Raw genomic sequence first — 20,297 nt, 5'->3', positions numbered from 1 at the left:
ATTAGGCGTTGTGTACCCAGTGCACACTGGCCTGATGCAGATAGCTTACTTGATTCAAAATGAAGAGTATTTGCTGGCTGGCGGCCGCTTGTTGCTCCACCGGCAGTTGCTCGGCTTGTGCTATGATTTCCATTTCCAATTGCTTGTTAAGATAATGCAAGCGGGTATTCTCTAGGTTTATGTAAGCCTTGTGCTCTCTTAATAAGTAACCTAAGTCGGCCAAAATTTGCTGACGAGCGGGCAGTTTTAGTTGCGGTGGTTTGCCTTTTTCCTCACGGAAACTGTCGGTTTGAATGCTGTCGTCGGTATCAATATGAACCATCACATCGGCCACTTGTGGGTGGGCTTGCTTGATAGTGTAGGCGACCAAATCCCCAAGGTAATGACCTTCACTTACCGTGGCGTGGCTGGGCACATGAATGTGCATATCGAGATAGATTTTGCCTGCCATGGAACGGGCGCGCATATCGTGTGGTGCCATGACGTGTTTTAGACTATTCGCCGTGTCTTTTATTTGCGCCATCAGCTTTGGATCGGGTGCGGTATCCACCAATTCAGCAAGGTTTTCCCAGATCATGCCAATGGCCATTTTGGCAATCAGCAAGGCCACAACCACTGCGGCGGCGAGATCGGCCCAAGGAATGCCCAGATAAATACCCACTAAACCCGCCAATACCGCCACGGACGACAAAGCATCACTGCGACTGTGCCAGGCATTGGCGATCAGCATCTTGCTCTGAATCTTTTCACCTGCCAGTTTGGTGTAATGAAAGATGCCTTCTTTAACCACTATGGTGATGAGGATGGCGGCCAAACCGTACCAAGTAAATTGGGCGTTTTGCCCTTCACTAGCAAAGGCGTCAAAGGCAATGCCAATTGCGACTAACATCAAGATGAAGCCTAATGCGACTGTGGTAAGGGTTTCAAAGCGTAAATGCCCATAAGGATGATTTTCGTCTGGCCCACGGCGGGCATTGGCAGAAGTGAAGTAGACAAAGATGTCTGTGACCAGATCAGACAAGGAATGAATGCCATCGGCCAGCAGAGCATTGGAGTGAGAAAAATGACCCGCAAGAATTTTGGCAAGGCCCAACAGGGCATCCCAAATAGCACCGACCAAGGTGACTTTTTTGGCTATCTGTTGTTCTTGCTTGAGTTTTGTCATTTATCCACTCGCTATACAAGATTGGCACGCAAATGCCTTGTGAAAGGCTGGCTAATTAGTGTGCTATTTAGGGCGCAATACCAGCTTATCTGGCTTGCCGAGCTTTCTCCCCAAGCTTATCCACGCAATCTGTGGAAAAGGCTTGTGGAGTAAGATAACACTTGAGTTTGAGAGGGGCTATTTGATCTCAAACCAGTTGCTGAATGACGCAAAAAACTCTCTCATGGTTAATGACATTAAAGAAAAGTTTGCGTCCATATCCGATAGGCCACCCCCTTGAGAATCGTTGAAAGCGGCTTCTTTTAGAGCGTCGTCAAATTTGATCTTACGTAAGGTGAGATCATCGTGTAGCACAAAGCTCATTTTATCTGTCCAACGCAGCGCCAGATTTTTCACGGACATGCCTTGTTCAAGATGTCGGGTGACGTCTTCAGAAAGCGGTTCTAACGCTTTAAAGCGGATGCTGGCTTTGTCTTCTGAGCTGTCTTGGATTTCGCATTCTTCACCGGTTTCTAGGCTAGCTGGTACGTCATTTTTCGTTAGCCAGTCGGTCATTAGGCCAGCGGGTGACACTTGTGCCTGTAAAGGGGTCATTGGGAAGCTGCCAAGGGTGGTTTGCAACTGTTTAAAAAGTAATTCTGTCATGCCTGCATTGGTGCTATTCAGTACCAAAATCTTGGCATTTAAGTCAATGTAGGCCCAAATATCAGAACGTTTAGAGAAGGCTTTCGGGCGCAAAGAGAAGACCAGTTCGTCTTTCATGTCGCCTTTTTCTTTGCGGCCGACTTTGCGACCTTCGATCAGTTCGATCTCAGCCACTTTGGCTTCCAGTTCTTCACGCACGACGGCAGATGGTAAGACTTTTTCTTCTTTTCCGGCACGAAACAAAAGACAGCGGTCGCTCGCCAAACTCCATTGTTCACTGTTACGAATCAGGGGCAACCAGCCGAAGGAAAATTCTTCCTGAGAACCACATTCCTGTAATGGAAACTCGGGTATTTTTTGAATCAGCTCATTGGTATCCAATGATTCCGTGTCACTTAGTTGGAATATTTGGGCATTTTTAAACCACATAATCAATCTCTCACAGCTTCTTTAAAGTGTTTTCGGCACACAGATAAATAGCGGTCATTGCCACCAATTTCTACCTGAGCCCCTTCCTTTACAGGAATTCCTTGCTCGTTTACGCGAATCACCATAGTGGCTTTGCTGCCACAGTGACACACGGTTTTTAACTCTATTAGTTTGTCTGACCAAGCTAATAAGGCTTGGCTGCCTTCGAACAATTCTCCTTGGAAGTCGGTACGAATGCCAAAGGCCAAAACCGGAATGCCCATTTTATCGACAATTTCGGATAATTCATAAACTTGTTTTTTGGTTAAGAATTGCGCTTCGTCGATGAGAATACAGCTGAGAGCTTCTTGCTTGTTCTCAGACCGAATCAGTTCGGCGATTTGGGTCGTTTTATCAAACAGACTGGCTTGTGCTGAAATACCGATGCGAGAGGCAATTTTGCCCGTTTCAAAGCGATCATCAATGGCCGCGGTGAGCAGTAGAACCTGCATACCTCGTTCTTGATAATTGTGTGCCGATTGTAGAAGCACGGTGGATTTGCCCGCGTTCATCGCTGAGTAATAAAAATAGAGTTTTGCCATAAAGCCATGTTCGATCAAATGAAATGGCCGAACAGTATAGCAAAAGTCTATTGGCAATGGCGGCTTTTCTTGGCAAGGCTATTGGTAGCTTTTCTTGGTCAGTTTATTTAGCGGCTTTTAGCGGGCGCTTTTTGAGCTTTTTGGCGCTGTTTTGAATCTGCTGGGTTAACCATTCAGCGCGTTTTAATCCTGAGTTCTCACATAATTGATCAAGTAAGTCTAGGGTGTCTTGATCAATTATGACTTCCAAACGCTTCATGCCGAGGGCTTTCTCTTTTTGGCGTTGTGCTCGTTTATTGTGTTTAAGTTGATCTTTGCGAGATAGATTGCTGGTTCTAGGACGGCCGGGAGATTTGCCAAATAGATCGATGGTATTACGGTCGGTGGACGCTTTTGCCATGGGAGTGTCAGTCTTACATCAAAGCAGGACACAAGCCAAGGGCTTGTGTCCTAGTCGTTAGAATAGATTATTTTTGAGCAGTTTGTTTTTCCGCTTGTTTTTGCGCCATTTGATTGGTGGCAATAAAGTCGAGCAGAATTTCAGACGCTTCTTTGGCGTAGGTGTCTTCTTCAATGGGTTCGATGTCATCTACTGAAGCCAAAGTGTCTAACCCCAACGCCTTACGGCGTGTGTTTTCTCGATCTAAATCACGTTGGTCGTTCTCTTCTCTGAGTTGTTCACGCTTACTTTCTTGTAAAGAGATGGTTTTGTATTTTTCCACTTGCTCTTTAAAATCCGCAATTTGCGCATTAATGGCGACGAAGTTGGGATCTTTTGCCATTCTGGCCTCATGACGCGGTGTCAAAATTGGTAAATAAGCTGGCATGTTCCAGTACACAGGGTAGCGGGTTTCGTGGATTTTATCCCAAGGCAAAGGGTTATCCAGTGCACTTTCACCCACCGATTCTTTATCAATCAAAGAGGGGAACATAATGTCTGGCATGACACCTTTGTGTTGTGTACTTTCACCTGATACGCGGTAGAACTTGGCTTGCGTGACTTTTAGCTGACCTTTGTCCATTTCTTGTAGTACTTGCACTGTGCCTTTACCAAAGGTTTGGTCACCTAGGATTAAAGCGCGGCCGTAATCTTGTAACACGCCTGCCACAATCTCTGATGCCGAGGCACTCATACGATTTACCAGTACTGCCATAGGACCGCTGTAAGTGATGCTTGGGTCAGAATCGCCAAGGGGAGTCACACGGCCACTTTGATCACGAATTTGCACGGTTGGGCCAGAAGGAATAAAAAGGCCTGCTAGGGCGTTGGCTTCTTGTAATGAACCGCCACCGTTATTACGTAAATCCAGGATCAGCGCAGAAATGTCTTCTTTACGCAGTTCTTCAATCAGTTTTTTAGTATCACGGGTAGAGCTTTTATAATCTTTTTCTCCCGCTTGAATGGCAGCGAAATCCGAGTAAAAGGTTGGCAGGGTAATGACGCCAACCTTGTAGGTTTCGCCACCACGTTCTACTTCGACAATTTCTTTTTTCGCGGATTGATCTTCCAGTTTGACTTTTTTGCGTACTATGTTGATGACTTTGCTGGCTTGGGTATTGCCTTTGCTGGGGGTAATTTCTAAGCGAACTGTGGTGTCACGTTCGCCACGAATCATGTCTACCACGTCGTCTAAACGCATGCCCACTACGTCAACCATAGGGCCATCTTCTTGGCCAACGGCAATGATACGATCATTGGGAGCCAGGTCACTTTGGGTGGCTGCCGGGCCACCGGGAACCAAACGCACGACTTTGGTGTAGTCGTCGTCCATTTGCAAAACCGCACCTATGCCTTCTAGGGACAAACTCATATTGATGTTAAAGGTTTCTGAGGCGCGCGGGGCAAAGTAGGTGGTATGAGGATCAAGCGCTGCCGTGACGGCATTAGCGAAGGTTTGGAAGACGTCTACCGCATCCGTTTGATCCACTTGTTTTAATTGATTTTTGTAGCGACGTTCCAAAACAGAAACAATTTTGTCTGGATCTTCGCCATTCATTTTGAGAATGAGGGCACGATTTTTAAGACGCTTACGCCAATAATCGTCCAATTCCACCATGCTTTTTGCCCAATGTTGATTATCAGGGTCATTATTTAAGCTTTCATCAATTTCATAATTGAAGTTTTTCACCATGTCAGGCAAATTAGCTTGCAAGTCTTGCAGACGTTTTTCAAAGCGTTTCAGGTAGAGATTGTAAATGGTGTAGGCCACCTGAGTGTTTCCATCGCGAAGTGCGTCATCGAATTGATAACGGTATTGCTCCAATTCGTCTATGTCACTTTGCAGAAAGAAACTTTTGGTTGGATCTAGGGCATCGATGTAATAATCGAAGGCCATAGAGGAGATGGCGTCATCAATATGAGGACGGTTGTAATGAATGCCTTCGAGCATTTCAACCAATTCTCGTGAAACGTCATCGTATTCATGAGGCGGCTGTAACTCTTGATAAGCGAATACCGGGGAGACGGCAAAAGTATAGCCTGTTACCAGGCAAAGCATGAGGCGTTTTAAGTTCATCCGGTGTCGTGTCTCTCTGTTTATTTAGTACATCATTGTTAAAATCATATTAGACACTGGGCTGTATGGCCAGCTTAAGTGTGAAAAAGTCACTTTTGTAACATTTTGCTTATGGAAAAATATGGAATATTCAAAATTTAATGACAGCTTATTGTCCTTCTTACAAGTGTCACCAACTCCCTTTCATGCCACTGATAGCATGCGTTCAGAGTTACTAGCAGCAGGTTATGAGGAGCTGTTTGAAGAGGATAATTGGGTGATTGAAGAGGGGGGCAAGTATTTTGTTACTCGCAATGAATCTTCCTTAATTGCTTTTACCACACCGACTTTGGATGTCAGTCAAACCGGTTGGCGCATGATTGGTGCCCATACGGACAGTCCTTGTTTGAAGTTGAAACCTAACGCGCATGTGGATCGTTTTGGCTATCATCAGCTTGGTGTTGAAGTGTACGGTGGCGTATTACTGCACACTTGGTTGGATCGTGATTTATCGATTGCGGGTCGAGTCACCTTTAAAACTCGATCTGGCGATATTGAAAGTCGCTTAATCGATTTTAAAGAACCGATTGCAGTGGTGCCTAATCTGGCGATTCACCTGAATCGTAAAGTAAATGAAGGCTTTTCTGTTAATCCACAAGAAGAGATTTTGCCGATTCTCTGTGGTGCGGATAATGAGTTTGATCTCAAGCAAATGCTATTAGAGCAATTGCAAAAGCAGTATGAAGATTTAGCAGTAGAACAGGTTCTAGATTTTGAGTTAAGCCTATATGACACGCAACCAGCCGCCTTGGTGGGTTTGCACAAAGAATACATTTGTTCGGCAAGGCTGGATAACTTGTTGAGTTGTTATGTGGGGTTACAAGCCTTGTTAAGTGCTAACAACGAACGTCCAAGCTTGTTGATTTGTACCGATCATGAAGAGATAGGTAGTTTGTCCGCTTGCGGCGCTAATGGGCCTTTCTTAGAGGATGTATTACGTCGCTTAACACCCAATCCTGAGCAATTTGTACAGGCTGTGCAGCGTTCTATGTTGGTGTCTGCGGATAACGCCCATGCCTTGCATCCTAACTATGCCAGCCGTCATGATAATAATCACGCTCCTGCTATTAACAAAGGCGCTGTAATCAAGGTGAATGCCAATCAGCGCTACGCAACGAACAGTGAAACAGCCAGTATCTACCGTGATGTGGCGGCGCAAGAAGATTATGATGTACAAACTTTCGTGGTACGCAGTGACATGGGGTGTGGCAGTACCATTGGTCCAATTACATCGGGTGAGATTGGGGTACCAACCATAGATATCGGTTTGCCGACCTTTGGTATGCATTCGATTCGTGAGTTGGCAGGCAGCCATGATGCTCATGGTTTGTATAAGGTGTTAACGCGCTTTACCAAGCGTGAAAAGTTGATTAGTCGTTAAACTCTAGAGTTGAGTCGATACATAAACAAAAAAGCGCAACATGACATCATGTTGCGCTTTTTTGAGCCTATTATGAAGAGGGGTTAGTTTTTCGCCACTAACCATCTATCCAATTCTTTGATCTTGCTTTCTGTGAGGTCTCCAGTGGCTTCTAGCAATCTAAGTTGTTGCAGCACAAAGTTGTAACGATATTGTTCGTAAGTGTTTTGCGCATCGTATAGGTTAGACTGCGCTGCTAAGAGCTCAACTAAATTACGTGTACCCACATCATAGCCTGCTTGAGTCGCCTCTAAGGCACTTTGACGTGAACGTATTAACTGTCGCTGTGCGGCGATCTGTGCAACAGAGGTTTGCAAATCAAGGTACAAGCTACGAATGTTTAGTTCAATAGATTGTAGGGTGCTGGCTCTTTGTTCAATGGCAGATTCCGCTTGGGCAGAGGCTTGACGAACAGATGCGTTGATGGCACCACCACTGTAAAGAGGAATGCTAACACTGAGTGACACGGCCGATGTGTTGGTTGCACCACTGGTCAATGATTGAGTGGTAATACTGTAGTCATTATCGGTACGTGAAATAGAGCCGCCAATCGAGAAGGTGGGAGTACGACCATTGGCTTTTTGAATGTTGACGTTATTTTCTGCACTGTCAACCGAGAGACTAAGAATCTGGAGCTCTTTGTTATCTTTTCGCGCCTTAGCGATTAAGCTTTCCACAGTCATATTGGGGTCTAGCTCAATTGGATAATCAGCTGATAAGGTTGGGATGCTTTCTATGACCCGTCCTGTTCTTTGGTATAAGGCTTTTTGAGCGTAGGCAACACTAGAACGTGCGCTTAGTTCGTTGACACGTACTGAGTCGTATTCGGCTTGAGCATCTTGTAGATCTGTAATGGACGCCAAACCCACTTCGTATTGTTTTTTGGCACGATCAAGCTGACTGGCAGTACTCTTCACCAAGGCTTCAGTGGTTTGTAACGTTGATTGAGCGATCAATAGGTTGAAGTATTCGTTTAGGGTGGTCAGTGCCAAATCTTCTTCAGAATTTTCGTAACTGACGCCTGAACTTTGACTGCTGATTTCAACTGCGTCAACCGCATAGTCAAGTGCTGGTGAGTAAATAGGGTAATTCAACTCTAAGGATAAGGTGTTGGAATTGTTATTGTATTCCACAGAAGGGCTGTCTATATTGGTGTAACCAAGGTTGCCGCTGAAACTGATTTGTGGGTAAAGGTTACCCTTAGTGACAGTGACCCCTTCTTTTTCCGCTTGATAAGTGGCCGCTGCAGCTCTAAGACCTGGGTCATTTTGTTTTGCCAGTTTGTAAACTTCGTAGATGCTTTCAGCATGTGTTACAGTGCTGGACAGAACGGCTGCTGTGATCAAAGATGAGATAATATGCTTTTTCATAGATTTCTGTAGGCCCATAGTATGAAATTTAGTTATAATACTAGCGTAACTTTCGGTCGGGTTGCAGTGCCATTTTCGCTATATCTATTATGACTACTGACCATATCATAACGAAATGCTTTAAATAGTCTTTTAATGTGAAAACTTATAGCAAGCATGAGTCTTTATTAGATTGCCTTGTCCTGTTAACCCCCCTAAATGCTGTTATTTATTCACCTGCAAAGTATAGTTGATGACTTTTTCTTGGTTGGGATTTAATTTTCCAGCAATCAAAAGACTGTTGGCTGACACTTTTTGGATTCCATTGCCTTGAATTATGTCTAATACGCCATTGGTGCTTTGCGTGAGGGCAAATTCAGCGGACTTTTTATCAAGATTTTTAACCGTTAAACGCCACATTTGACGGCTGGGCAGTTGTTTTGATGTGGCACTGACCAAGGTGAGTTGGCCTTTTATCGTTTGGCTTTTATTGGTTATGACTTGAACCTCTTGTCCTTCTCGCATGGTTTCAAAAGACGTGACCTTGGCTGGTATTAGCAGACCATCCCGTTGCCAAAATGTTTTGTACGTACCCGGCATGCTGTCTTGATTAAGGGTAAAGCTCAACTGATTGTTAAAGTCCAGTGCAATACTGCCTGTTTGGCTTGCGTGAGTGAACTGTTGGGCGATGTGTTGGTGGTGCTTGATTGGTAATTCGCTGCTCGGTAGGGGATAAAGCAATTTACCATAAGGTGCGATTTCAATTTGTTCAGTAAGCTTAAAACTCGCCTCATTGTCTTGGTAAGTTACTTGAGGCGCCGCTGAATCCATTAAGGTCATGGTGCGTTCCATTTTAAGTTGAGGCATGGTTTCGTGATGGGAATAATGCAGTAAGCCTTTGTCTATTATCAGTGGTTGGTTGGCATGGTTTTGCAATAAGGCTTGTTGGGCAAGGGTGACTTTGTTGCCATGAAAAATCAGACTGAGTTGAGGCAACCAAGACAATTGTTCAGTTTGGTAACTTACTGGAACCTCAAGATTGTTCTGAGGCAGTGGCTGCTGTTCAAGTGGTAGTAGATAAAAGTCATCTATTGGTAGCTGTAGGGGACGGCTATCGACCAGCAGTGTGAATTGCTGTTGACCTAGGTCGACCTTAACGAGTTTGCCAGTAAAACTCAGTTCTCTTTGTTTATGCTCAACTCGAACTTGATGCTGTATTTGATGAAACCACTGATTTTGGGAAGATTGGTCTTGATAGCTTAAAGGGCGAAAGTCGGTGGTAAGTGGCAATAGGCTACCGACAACGGGAGTAAGACTAAGTTGCTTATTGTCTTCCACAATTTGGCTGCTGTTTAAACCGATAACAGCCGTAATAGGGTCTGCCAACAGGGGTTGACAAATGGCACTCAGAATAAGCCCTGTGAGCATCTGTTGGGTCGTTTGCATATGACTGTCCTTTTTAATTCTTGTGGTTAGATCGTGATGTTTATGTCGTCATGTTACCCTATAAGCATACCGAGAAATTTTGAAATATAGGGTATTTGTGTGGCGAAATCATTACTTATTATTGACGGTTTAAACCTGATTCGTCGTTTGTATGCGGCTTTGGAATCAGAACAAGATACTCAAAGGCGAATTGAACGAACTCAGAGTATCTCGATCGATGCACTTGTTAAGTTGGCCAAACAATTCTCGCCTGATTATGCTGTGGTTGTGTTTGATTCAAGTGGTAAAACCTGGCGCCATCAAGTCTATCCCGAATACAAGCTGGGCCGAGTGCCGATGGACGATACCTTATTAGATGCCTTGGAAGAATTTGCAAGAGTATTTCGCTATAACCATTTTCCTTGTTTGCGCATGGAAGGCTGGGAAGCCGATGATCTGATTGCAACGCTGGCGGTAAAAGCCGCTCGAAATCAGATGAAAGCCTACATAGTGTCCACTGACAAAGGTTTCACCCAGCTATTGTCAAACGAATACATATTGCAATATGACTACTTTGCTAAGTTGGGTTATGACAAAGCTTGGGTGCCAGGGAAATACGGTGTGGAAGCGGAACAGTTAGTGGATTATTGGGCATTAGTAGGTGATACCACTAACCGTATTCCTGGAGTGAAAGGCATTGGTCCGAAAACAGCGCTGAACATTCTGGCGCAAGCCAACACAATAGAAGCCATTTATGCGCAACACTCTCGATTTCCTGAACGTATCCAAAAGCAGTTAGCGGGCAATTATGAACAATGCATTTTGTCCCGCTCCCTAGTGACCTTGAAAACCGATGTGTCTCTGGGTTTTCGCTTATCCAAACTTAAGTATCAGTGAAGGTTTTCTTTTAACTGATGTAAGCGATTATTTATAAAAGCAAATAGTTGGTTAATAATCTGACTAGCTTCTTGAAATAGATTGTCAGGGTCTCGCTGGCTTAAGGTGTCATGTTCGACACTGTTTTTAATGTCTGCAACAAACGCTTGTAACCCCTGATTGCTGTCAGTGGGGAGTACTTGTCTTAATTGGCTATGGTGTTCTGAGATTTTGCTCAAGGTGAAAATCAGCTGCAATTTTTTGTCGGAACTTAAATCCTGTTTGCTCGCCACTTGTATGCTTAGCGCTCGAATTTGTCCTATGGCTTCGGCTAATTCGGGTAAGGTTTTTACTAATTGTTGGGAGGTGAGACGTACCTTCTGTTGGCGATTAGTAGTTAAGGCAAACTCATCTGCTAAATCCCACAAAGCCTCTAACTGACGGTTAATCAGACTAGTATGAAGTTGAAAGCTTTGGCTGCTTTGTAAGTCTTCTTTTTGCAAGAGTCGTTGCCATTGCTTATGGGTGAATTGAATGCTTAATTGGCTTGGGTAGCGGTGTTTTTGTTCAAAATTTAGCAGCTGTTCATATTCCGCTTGAATGGTTTTTTCCAGTGCGGTCAATTTGCTTTTGAAGTCTGTGTTGCCATTTAAGTAGCCAGAATGCATTCCCCTATGTTGCTGGGTTAGTTTGATTAACTCAACAAAATGGTTTACCCCTTGAATGCCATCTATGGTGCGTTGCTTGGCTTGTGTTCTTGCATAGGTGTGTCGGATCAAGGCCAAACCAATGATGGCAAAGCAGGTCGTAATAAGCAGTAAGATAATATTCATAGTAAGGCTTCCTTTTGATCCAAGCGCGATGACAACCATTCCAAATATTTGACCATGTCTTTTGCGTCTTTACTGGCTTTACTGTGTTGTTCACTGACCTCAGCTATGTCTTTAAGTCGTTCTGACATTTGATTGTTGGTGAACTGAAATTCACTGATTCCTTCTAATGATTGCTTTACCTCACTTTGTGTGGATTGGGCGGCTTGATATATTTCGGATAAAGCCATGCTGGCTTCTTCTGATCCTAGTGAGGCTTGATTAGCGAAGTCGATTAACTTGAGGCTGGTTTTTTCAGAGGTATGCACTTGAGAAGCAATCGAGTTTACCATCAAATCTATATCTTGAGCGGCCACTTCTGTTCGTGATGCCAGTTCTCTGACTTCATTGGCTACCACAGCGAAGCCGCGACCTGCTTCACCTGCTCGAGCTGATTCAATCGCGGCATTGAGGGACAATAAATTAATTTGTGAGGTGATTTGTTCTATGGTGGCGACGAAATTTTTGATTTTCTCCGTTGTTTCAATCAGCTCCTGCATTTGTGTTTGATTGTTTGTTACCGTTGTATGCATGCTGGTGATTTGCTGGCGTAAATTGTCAAGCGCAACTTGCCCTTCCTCTGATTGGCGATGGGTTTGGTGCGCGGTATCCAAGGTGCTTTGAACGTGAGTTAAGATGTCATTAATGGCCAAACTCATCTTTGTGCTTTCATTGACCAAGGAGTCCAACGCCTGATGTTCCTGTTCGGCACCGTGCGCCACTTTATTGGACGAATTATGCAATTCATTGGCTGTGTATTGTGTCTCTTGAGAGCAGCTTTTGAGTAGGTGTTGTTTGCGATGAATGTTACGCAATAAACTGTTGATTTTACTGGCCAGTTGATTGAACTCTTTATCATTGTAGGACAGTTCTAATACCTGATCGGTATCAAAATCTTTAAGATGATGATTGAGTTCTCTGATACGCTGCCGCGTCAAATAGTTGGCTGACATGGCAAAATACATCAACAAGCCCGTACCAATTAAAATCAGAGTATTTGCCTGCGGTTGAAGAAACGACCAATACAAAGCTGAAATACAAACCAGGCCGAGCAAAAGCATAATAGCAATTCTAGCGTAATAGGGTAGTGCAGCTATGAGTATGGTACCGGGTTTTAGCAGCATCCTATTCCCTCCTAGTAGTTAATAATGTTGTTTTTAAGGGCATAACAAGCAATAAACAGACCATTTAGGCATAAATGTTTTAATTTAGTGCAAATTTTGTTCAAAGAAAGGAACATAACAGGGCATAAATAATACTTATATTGATTTCATCTGCTTCTAAGCTCCTTTATTCATCGCTGTTGGGAGGGGAAGCGTATTATTTTTTTTAGTTTTTTTAGTCATAACCCTGATGTGACTCACGGTTTGTCCTTGCTGAGGAAGGAGTGTTTTATTTTTGTGCGATTAAAGGGAAGATGAGTAGTACATTGGTGCGTGATATCACTACATGCAGGCTATGGTTGCTGGAAAGCACATAAAAGAGAAGAGAAAAACTTCTGCTACTTAGGAAAAGATGGTGATAGCCCCTTACTCAACGAAAGGGAGATGCTTATAATAGGCACATTTTTCAGCAAGTGGATAATTGAGAAATTTATGTCTGAGGTAAGAACACGTATTGCTCCGTCTCCAACAGGTGATCCTCACGTTGGAACGGCCTACATTGCACTCTTTAATATGGCTTTCGCTCGTAAAATGGGTGGTAAGTTCATTTTGCGTATTGAAGACACGGACCAAACTCGTAGTACGCCTGAATCAGAACAGATGATTTTGGATGCTTTGCGTTGGTTAGGCTTAGATTGGGCAGAAGGTCCAGATGTAGGCGGGGAGTATGGTCCTTATCGTCAGAGTGAACGTGGTGATATCTATGGTCAATACGCTCGGGAATTGGTTGCAAAAGGTCATGCCTTTTACGCCTTTGAAACGCCAGAAGAGTTAGACCAAATGCGCGCCGACCAAAAAGAGCAAGGTTTACCGCAAAAATACGATGGTCGCGCCCTTAAACTGACAGCAGAAGAAGTTCAAGCCAAGTTGGATGCTGGAGTGCCTTATGTCATCCGTATGAAAGTGCCTGAAGAAGGGGTGTGTGTGGTGCATGATATGCTACGCGGCACCATAGAGATTGATTGGGCCCAGGTGGACATGCAAGTGCTTTTAAAAGCCGATGGCATGCCAACCTATCATCTTGCTAATGTTGTCGACGATCACTTGATGAAAATCACCCATGTTATTCGTGGTGAGGAATGGATTAATTCGGCGCCTAAACATATTTTGTTGTACCAATACTTCGGCTGGGAAATGCCGACCTTATGTCACATGCCTTTGTTGCGCAATCCAGATAAATCCAAATTATCAAAACGTAAAAATCCAACCAGTATTTTGTACTATCAACGCATGGGGTATATGGCGGAAGCCGTTATTAATTACCTAGGTCGTATGGGATGGTCCATGCCGGATGAACGTGAGAAATTCTCTCTCGAAGAGATGATTGAGCATTTCGATATTCAACGTGTTTCACTGGGTGGCCCGGTTTTTGATGTTGAGAAGCTAAGCTGGTTGAATGGCATGTGGATTCGTGAAAACTTGACACCTGAAAGCTTTGCTCAGAAATACATGGAGTGGGCGTTGAACCCAGAGTACCTGATGAAAATTCTGCCCTTAGTGATGCCGCGAGTGGAGACTTTCTCGGATGTAGCGGATGTAGCAGGTTTCTTTCTAAAAGGTTTATTGCCGTTAACCAAAGAAGATTTTTCCAGTATTAAGATGGAAGAAGAGGTGTTACGTAAAGCCATGCAGTGTGCTTTATGGCGCTTAGAAGCATTGAACAAATGGGAAAAAGACAACATCTTTAACGAAATGAAATCCTTAGCGCAAGCTATGGAGATCAAGCCTAAAGATTTCTTTGCACCTTTGTTTGTTGCTATTTCTGGCACAACGGCTTCAGTATCCGTCTTTGATGCTATGGCGATTTTAGGGTCAGATATTTCCCGGGCTCGTATGCGCACAGCCGTAAATGCTTTGGGTAGCCCTTCTAAGAAAGAAGCAAAACGTTGGGAAAAAGAGTACGCAGCCCTTTAAGATGGATTGGTTCTACTCATTAAAAAAGCCGGCAAAGCCGGCTTTTTTGATTCAATAAAAAGTAGAACTTGATGTTTAATCTGTAGTAAAGACGCTGGTCTTGTCGTCCAAGCTCGATACTTGATTATGGATATCTCGGGTATTCCCCTCAATATTGTTGATGTTGTTGTTATCTCGTTGCAGCTGTTGTGCAATCTTGTCCATCTCCTCGCTCATATGAATAGCGGTTTTCGCGACTTCTTGAATGGAGCGCGCCATCTCAACGGAAGAGGATGAGCTGGTTTGAGCATTTTTCTCAATTTCTCGAATGGCTTGCTCGGCTTTTTCACTAAATTCTTCAATGGCATGAAGGTTCTCTTGACCATTTTGCATGGTCTCGATGGCATTCTGCGTTGAAGATTGGATGGTACTAACTATGTCGGTGATCTTGGCGGTCGCATCCACCGTTTTCTCAGCCAAAGAGCGTACTTCATCGGCCACTACGGAAAAACCGCGTCCCGCTTCGCCAGCACGAGCAGCCTCAATGGCAGCATTTAAGGCAAGCAAGTTAGTTTGGTTAGCCAAATCATTAATCATGGCAATCACATTATCGATGTCTTTGGACAACTGACCTAGCTCATTTAATTGAGTGCTGGTTTTGTTGACCACTTCAATGGTGGTTGACAGATTTGATAAGGCGCCGCTAATGGTTTCGGAACCAAGTTTGGCGGACTCATAGGTATTTTGTGACTGTGAGCTTAAGTCTTCTGTGGTATGAGAAATACTTGAAATGGTGGTGGAGATTTCTTCCGTCGCCGCTGCCAATGAATTGGTTTGTTCACTGACCGAGCGATTACTGTGGGCAATGTTAGACACTGAGGTATTTAACTCAGTTACCATATTGCTAACTCCGCGTGTTGTGCTAGCAACATCGCTAATAACCGAGCTTAAGCCAGTTGTCATTTCATTGACCGAGCCACATAAAGAATCAAATTCATCGTTACGCTTGCTGTTTACTAATAAACGCGCCGTCAAATCACCATTTTTCACCTTGGCAAGATCACTGATGATCTGTGTTAGGGTCTTGTTCACACTGCGACCAATACTGGCGATCATCAAAGCGGCAATGATAGTGACGGCAATACTGACAATAATCAGACTAATACTGGCTTGTTGTGAGCTTGCAGACGCTTGTTGACGGGCTTCAACAACCGCTTGTTGCATATAATTGGCTGCGGTTAAACGAGTGTTGCTGAATTCTGTTTTTGCTGTTTCAAATTGATTTTGTAGCTGACTCAGTACTTGGTTCTCGTTATCAAAGTTTTGTACCGCGGTCAGATATTGATTGATTGATCCGCCAAAACGCTCTTCTAAACCAAAATTAACCACACGCTTGTTAAATTTGTCGAAACGTTCCATAAAGGATTGTTTATTGGCTTCAATAGGTTCAAAAATATAATTTTTTTCTGCTTCTCGTACTGGTAGAAACTCTTGTTTTACTAGGCTCAAGAAAGAAATTTCTTCAGTAACTTGCTCGCCAAAAGCAGAAATTTGACCTTTCAAACCTGAAGAACCATTAAAACCTACCTTTTGCCTTTGCAACACCAATTGTTTGAGTGATGAGTTGTAATTCTCCAAAGAAGTGGAAATTGTGCCCAAAAGCTCTTTGGCTTCTGCATCTTGCAATAAATCTTGATCCTTATTGAGGATCTCAGTGAAATTATTGTAGTTGTTGTCTAGTGTCGTAACGAAGGTATCGAAACTGGCATCGTCAATACTGGAAAGTGATTCGTATTCTTCCATTAATATGATGGTTAATGAGGAAAGATCTTTATCGACTGTGGTCAGTCTATCAAATTGAGATGAGGAGTTTTCTTGTACATGTAATCCTTGCATTGCTACGGCAGTTACTACCACAAAGCCAAGAACTGCTGCAATCAAGAGAGAGAGTAACTTAGTGCGAAAACTTAGATTTGCCAACATATGAAATCCTGCATTTATTATTATTTATCTTTGAAATAATCATTTAGATTAATTCATTACCATTGTCAGAGTTTGATGTTACATGATTCTTTCAGATCATTTCATACAAATGTGAACAAAAGTAACTAAAGTATATTATTGCGCGATCCACTATGAATGCAATCATATTAAGCGCTTTTTAAGCGGGTAAATTGCATTTTTTAAGTATAGACAAGTTTTGATTCTACCGCTTTATTTACTCATTTTTTGCTACAAAAATCCCATTTTTCGCACCTTCCTAAACTTAAATATCATGTGGGCTCAGCCAAATTTTAGTTTGCTGCGCGCCTATGTAGGTAATGGTACCTGTGTACCTAGCAATACCAGAAGAACTGAATTCGAATTTGTAAGTGCGTTTAATGGCAGGAGCGCCGTGATACAAGCAAGGACGCCAAGTAATGCCTGCCACGCTTTCATCCAATAACTGAAGATGAAGTGACTGACAATGTTGTTTGGCCGATTTGGTTGCTTGTTCTCGAATAGCGGTATTACGCCACCAGGCATAAGCTAAGCTAAAAAGTATAAGCGCAATAACAATATCAGACAGTTGTAGGTTCATAATACTCCTCACATTCCTCTCATGATATCCAATATGTGGGAACTAAGGTAATATCGGTAGGGTAAGATTTTAACGCTTAACGTCAATTATGAACTAAGAATAGTTAGATTAGGTGATGATAGAGAAAGGGAATACGTGGCTACCTCCAAGCAGGAGAGAAAGGAGAGGTAGCCACGTTCTTTACGCAAACAAGAGCAAGTCGTATAATAACCTCATTGTTGCTAAGTAAAATTTGGGCATTCGGGGCAGCGAATGTGTGGGAATCCAAATTTGAGTCGTTTACTTAGAACAATGGCCAGTCAGTGGTTATTATGCGGCCTCCACAGCTCTTTCAGCGTAAAGCTGGATAACCCACTGCTCAATACGTTCGTCAGTGAGTTCAAATTGTTGGTCTTCGTCTATGGCAAGACCAATAAAATTTTCTTTATTTTCGATACAAGCACGCGATGCTTCAAACTCGTAACCTTCTGTTGACCATTGGCCAATGAAAGTGGCTTGGGTAGGTAGCAATTTTTCATACAACCAGCCCATCGCATCAACAAAATAATCTCCGTAACCAAATTGGTCACCTAAACCGTACAAAGCAATGGTGGTATTTTCCAAAGACAATTCTGACAGACTGTCGCCAATGTCTTCCCAATCAGACTGGATGCCACCAAAGTCCCAAGTCGGGATACCCATTATCAGAGTGTTGTATTCTTCTAGTTGGCTTAATTCAATATCTTTGATGTTGAAGATATCGACTTGTTCACCCAATTCTTCCCATTGCTTTGCTATTTTGTGGCCAACTTCTTCTGTGTTGTTTGTGTCTGTACCGTAAATCAGGGCTATTGATGCTTGCGCCATGGTTAACTTTTTTCCTGTAACTTAATGAATTTGGCCGTAATGCTGACTGCTCACGCCAAAATGTTTAATAAAAGCCGCTTCAAATTGAGCTTCTGAAAAGCCACTTTCCGCGACAATATGAGACTTTGCAGAAGGATCTTCTCTCAATCTCGCCGCGGCATATTTTATCTTGCTTTGCATACAATAGCTTTCAATGGATTGTCCGACGATTAAATAAAAGCCTATGGTTAAGGCTTCGTCATTTAGACCCACTTGTTCAGCAAGACTTGAAATAGAGAGTGTGTCTTGCTCTTGGGCTTCAATCAGATTTTGAGCATGAAACAATTTGCTCTGACAATCTTCACAACGGGACAAATGATTAAGCATTTGCAGTTGTTCAATTAGAGTAAAAATCACCCCATAAATCTGTCCCGCTAGACTGATTGAACTGCCCTTATGAGTCAAAACAGGTTTGAGTATTTGTTCTATTTTATGGGTTATAGGCAACCTAATTGGCGCACCATTGTCTGCTAATGCTTTTTGCATTAACGAAAAGTGTTGAATGACTTGTTCTTCTGTCTCACCCAGTACAGCGGCCAATAAGCTTGGTGCAATGCGTACCTGCAACAAACTTTGTTGCTGACCTTTTTGCATGCTGAATTCGCCACTTAATGGACTGGCTTGATAATGTATTTGTACTGACTCTATGTCTTGTACTGAACGGATAGCCTTGTGACCTAAAAAAGAAAAATACAATCCTGCTTGTGCCACTTCATGAATGGACATGCTTTGTTTGGCATGGATATGCTGATTGAGCAAATGCAGATTAGGCAGTAGAGCATAGGCCTGCTTATGACCAGATAAGGCAGCCTCGACAGATTCACGAACCTGTCCTTGGGTGTCATAAATGTCTAGCATGTGGATTTGCATTTGCATCAACCTAGCCTCTGTTTTTTCTCTGATCTGATAATGGTTATCATTAAAGAATGTTTTTTATATTAATGCAAGTGATTCTCATTAAAAAATATAAATTAATTTGCTTGAGTTAATATTTTTCCGTCATAAGGTGAGAGGTGGGGGAAATGAGATCAAGGTTTCAGTGTGAGAGTGAGCTTTTTAATTGAAGCAAAAAGCCCAGTGTGTGGTTTGATGTCAATCCAAATAATCGCCACGATTTAGGCCATATTTTTGCATTTTTTGATTGAGTGTTCGTCTGGGCAGTTGCAGCTCTTCTAGAACGTGCTGGATGTTGCCTTTTTGCTGTCGCAAGCAGGCATCGATTAAGCTGCGCTCGTATTCTTGAACCTTCACACTCAAAGGCAAAGGGCTTTGTGTGTTAATTTGCTCTTGCGCTTGATAGCCGGCGAGAATTTTAGCCACACTGGTGTTGGCTTCTAGAGCATAACGTAACGCCACATTACGTAGTTCACGAACGTTTCCAGGCCAGCCATATAATGTCAGGGTTTCTAAATCAATTGGACTAAGAGGTTTAAACTCTCCGCCTCTTTCTTCAATCGCGTGTCGGCAAAAGTGCTCAAACAATAGAGGGATATCAGAACCACGATGGCGTAATTCAGGCAGATGAATTTGCGATACATTGAGGCGGAAAAACAAGTCTTGGCGAAAATCTGCCATATTTTGTAAGTCTTGTTTTGCCGCAGCAACCACTCTGAGGTTGATGTGAATGGTTTGATTACTGCCAATACGTTCCAATTGATTTTCTTGTAAAACACGTAGTAGCTTAATTTGCATGGAAAAGGGCATGCTTTCAATTTCATCCAAAAACAAAGTCCCTTCGCTGGCCAGCTCAAGTTTACCGACACGCTGTTTGTGGGCACTGGTAAAAGCGCCGGCTTCATGGCCGAATAATTCACTTTCAAATAAATCGCTTGGAATGGCGGCACAGTTGATGGCAATAAAAGGTTTGTCTTTACGGGGGCTGGCATCGTGTAAGGCTTTGGCGACGAGCTCTTTTCCACAGCCCGTTTTACCATAGACGATGACATGGGTGTCTATGTTGGCGAAGGTTTGAATCTGCTGACGTACTCGAACCATTTGTTCATCTTGACCTATGATGGTTTCTTCTAAACCATGTAAGTCCCCCAGATATTGCCTCTGGGTGGCCAATTGCAGTTGTGCTTTGCGAGTCTGAATAGCTTTTCTGGCGGTTTGAATAAGACGATTTGGATCAAAGGGTTTTTCTAAAAAGTCGAACGCACCATCGCGAAGAGCGCTTACCGCGGTGTCAACATCGCCGTGGCCTGTGATCAGGATGAAAGACAAGTTAGGGTCTTGTAATAAACACTCTGCCATGAGTGTTAATCCGTCCATAGGCGTCATGCGGATATCACTGACAATAATACAGGGCAAGTCGGCATGAAATTGGCTAAGTAAGGTGCGTGCGTCTTGGAACTCTCGTACCTCAAAGTCTGATAATCTCAACCATTGAGCTGTGGTTGAGCGGACAATGTCATCGTCATCCAGTAACCAGATTTCTATTGCTTGGGTATCCATTTGCATG

At 43.3% G+C, this 20,297-nt stretch carries 17 protein-coding genes; 3 read left to right on the top strand and 14 right to left on the bottom strand.

Annotated features, from left to right (window positions below):
* Position 1 precedes the first annotated feature (1 nt).
* From ABXS85_RS05445 to ABXS85_RS05425, 5 genes are all read right to left on the bottom strand, one after another.
* Positions 2-1,165: a cation diffusion facilitator family transporter gene (locus tag ABXS85_RS05445; protein WP_353669024.1), complete on the bottom strand. Its 1,164-nt coding sequence runs from the start codon at positions 1,163-1,165 to the stop codon at positions 2-4.
* Positions 1,166-1,342: 177 nt separating this feature from the next.
* On the bottom strand, positions 1,343-2,239 hold the full coding sequence (locus ABXS85_RS05440; RefSeq protein WP_353669023.1) for a recombination-associated protein RdgC: 897 nt from the start codon (positions 2,237-2,239) through the stop codon (positions 1,343-1,345).
* Between the two features lie 2 nt (positions 2,240-2,241).
* The gene (locus tag ABXS85_RS05435; RefSeq protein ID WP_353669754.1) at positions 2,242-2,820 is read right to left on the bottom strand and encodes a thymidine kinase; all 579 of its coding nucleotides are present in this window, start codon (positions 2,818-2,820) and stop codon (positions 2,242-2,244) included.
* A 103-nt stretch (positions 2,821-2,923) separates the two neighbouring features.
* On the bottom strand, positions 2,924-3,220 hold the full coding sequence (ybfE, locus tag ABXS85_RS05430; protein ID WP_353669022.1) for a LexA regulated protein: 297 nt from the start codon (positions 3,218-3,220) through the stop codon (positions 2,924-2,926).
* A 67-nt stretch (positions 3,221-3,287) separates the two neighbouring features.
* Entirely contained in the window at positions 3,288-5,336 is a 2,049-nt protein-coding gene (locus ABXS85_RS05425) for a carboxy terminal-processing peptidase (RefSeq protein ID WP_353669021.1), read from the bottom strand.
* A gap of 121 nt (positions 5,337-5,457) precedes the next feature.
* On the opposite strand from ABXS85_RS05425, the gene ABXS85_RS05420 reads away from it, so the two are divergent.
* Positions 5,458-6,756: a M18 family aminopeptidase gene (locus tag ABXS85_RS05420; RefSeq protein ID WP_353669020.1), complete on the top strand. Its 1,299-nt coding sequence runs from the start codon at positions 5,458-5,460 to the stop codon at positions 6,754-6,756.
* 83 nt (positions 6,757-6,839) lie between these two features.
* On the opposite strand, the gene ABXS85_RS05415 is transcribed toward ABXS85_RS05420, so the two are convergent.
* Positions 6,840-8,165: a TolC family outer membrane protein gene (locus ABXS85_RS05415; RefSeq protein WP_353669019.1), complete on the bottom strand. Its 1,326-nt coding sequence runs from the start codon at positions 8,163-8,165 to the stop codon at positions 6,840-6,842.
* Between the two features lie 204 nt (positions 8,166-8,369).
* Positions 8,370-9,590, bottom strand: coding sequence for a hypothetical protein (locus tag ABXS85_RS05410; RefSeq protein ID WP_353669018.1), 1,221 nt, complete (start codon positions 9,588-9,590; stop codon positions 8,370-8,372).
* A gap of 99 nt (positions 9,591-9,689) precedes the next feature.
* On the opposite strand from ABXS85_RS05410, the gene xni reads away from it, so the two are divergent.
* Positions 9,690-10,466 carry a flap endonuclease Xni gene (xni, locus tag ABXS85_RS05405; RefSeq protein WP_353669017.1) on the top strand — a complete coding sequence of 259 codons (777 nt, stop codon included), beginning with the start codon at positions 9,690-9,692 and terminating at the stop codon, positions 10,464-10,466.
* Here xni and ABXS85_RS05400 read toward each other — a convergent pair.
* Positions 10,460-11,278: a hypothetical protein gene (locus tag ABXS85_RS05400; protein WP_353669016.1), complete on the bottom strand. Its 819-nt coding sequence runs from the start codon at positions 11,276-11,278 to the stop codon at positions 10,460-10,462. The two genes, xni and ABXS85_RS05400, sit on opposite strands and share 7 nt — an antisense overlap.
* Positions 11,275-12,438 (bottom strand): methyl-accepting chemotaxis protein, encoded by a 1,164-nt coding sequence (locus tag ABXS85_RS05395; RefSeq protein ID WP_353669015.1) that lies wholly within the window; start codon positions 12,436-12,438, stop codon positions 11,275-11,277. The genes ABXS85_RS05400 and ABXS85_RS05395 overlap by 4 nt, the downstream gene beginning before the upstream one ends.
* Before the next feature lie 471 nt (positions 12,439-12,909).
* Between ABXS85_RS05395 and gltX the strand changes: the two genes are divergently transcribed.
* Positions 12,910-14,391: a glutamate--tRNA ligase gene (gene gltX, locus ABXS85_RS05390; RefSeq protein ID WP_353669014.1), complete on the top strand. Its 1,482-nt coding sequence runs from the start codon at positions 12,910-12,912 to the stop codon at positions 14,389-14,391.
* A gap of 75 nt (positions 14,392-14,466) precedes the next feature.
* On the opposite strand, the gene ABXS85_RS05385 is transcribed toward gltX, so the two are convergent.
* The 5 genes from ABXS85_RS05385 to ABXS85_RS05365 form a co-directional block, all read right to left on the bottom strand.
* Positions 14,467-16,353 carry a methyl-accepting chemotaxis protein gene (locus tag ABXS85_RS05385; RefSeq protein ID WP_353669013.1) on the bottom strand — a complete coding sequence of 629 codons (1,887 nt, stop codon included), beginning with the start codon at positions 16,351-16,353 and terminating at the stop codon, positions 14,467-14,469.
* A gap of 283 nt (positions 16,354-16,636) precedes the next feature.
* The gene (locus ABXS85_RS05380; RefSeq protein WP_353669012.1) at positions 16,637-16,951 is read right to left on the bottom strand and encodes a DUF3301 domain-containing protein; all 315 of its coding nucleotides are present in this window, start codon (positions 16,949-16,951) and stop codon (positions 16,637-16,639) included.
* Positions 16,952-17,260: 309 nt separating this feature from the next.
* Positions 17,261-17,797 carry a flavodoxin gene (locus tag ABXS85_RS05375; RefSeq protein WP_353669011.1) on the bottom strand — a complete coding sequence of 179 codons (537 nt, stop codon included), beginning with the start codon at positions 17,795-17,797 and terminating at the stop codon, positions 17,261-17,263.
* Between the two features lie 21 nt (positions 17,798-17,818).
* Positions 17,819-18,712 carry an AraC family transcriptional regulator gene (locus ABXS85_RS05370; RefSeq protein ID WP_353669010.1) on the bottom strand — a complete coding sequence of 298 codons (894 nt, stop codon included), beginning with the start codon at positions 18,710-18,712 and terminating at the stop codon, positions 17,819-17,821.
* A 216-nt stretch (positions 18,713-18,928) separates the two neighbouring features.
* Positions 18,929-20,290, bottom strand: coding sequence for a sigma-54 dependent transcriptional regulator (locus ABXS85_RS05365; protein ID WP_353669009.1), 1,362 nt, complete (start codon positions 20,288-20,290; stop codon positions 18,929-18,931).
* Between the last annotated feature and the right edge of the window lie 7 nt (positions 20,291-20,297).

Origin of the sequence: Marinomonas sp. THO17 (genome assembly GCF_040436405.1) — a bacterium.
GTDB lineage: Bacteria > Pseudomonadota > Gammaproteobacteria > Pseudomonadales > Marinomonadaceae > Marinomonas.
This window is presented reverse-complemented; position numbering and strand designations above follow the sequence as displayed.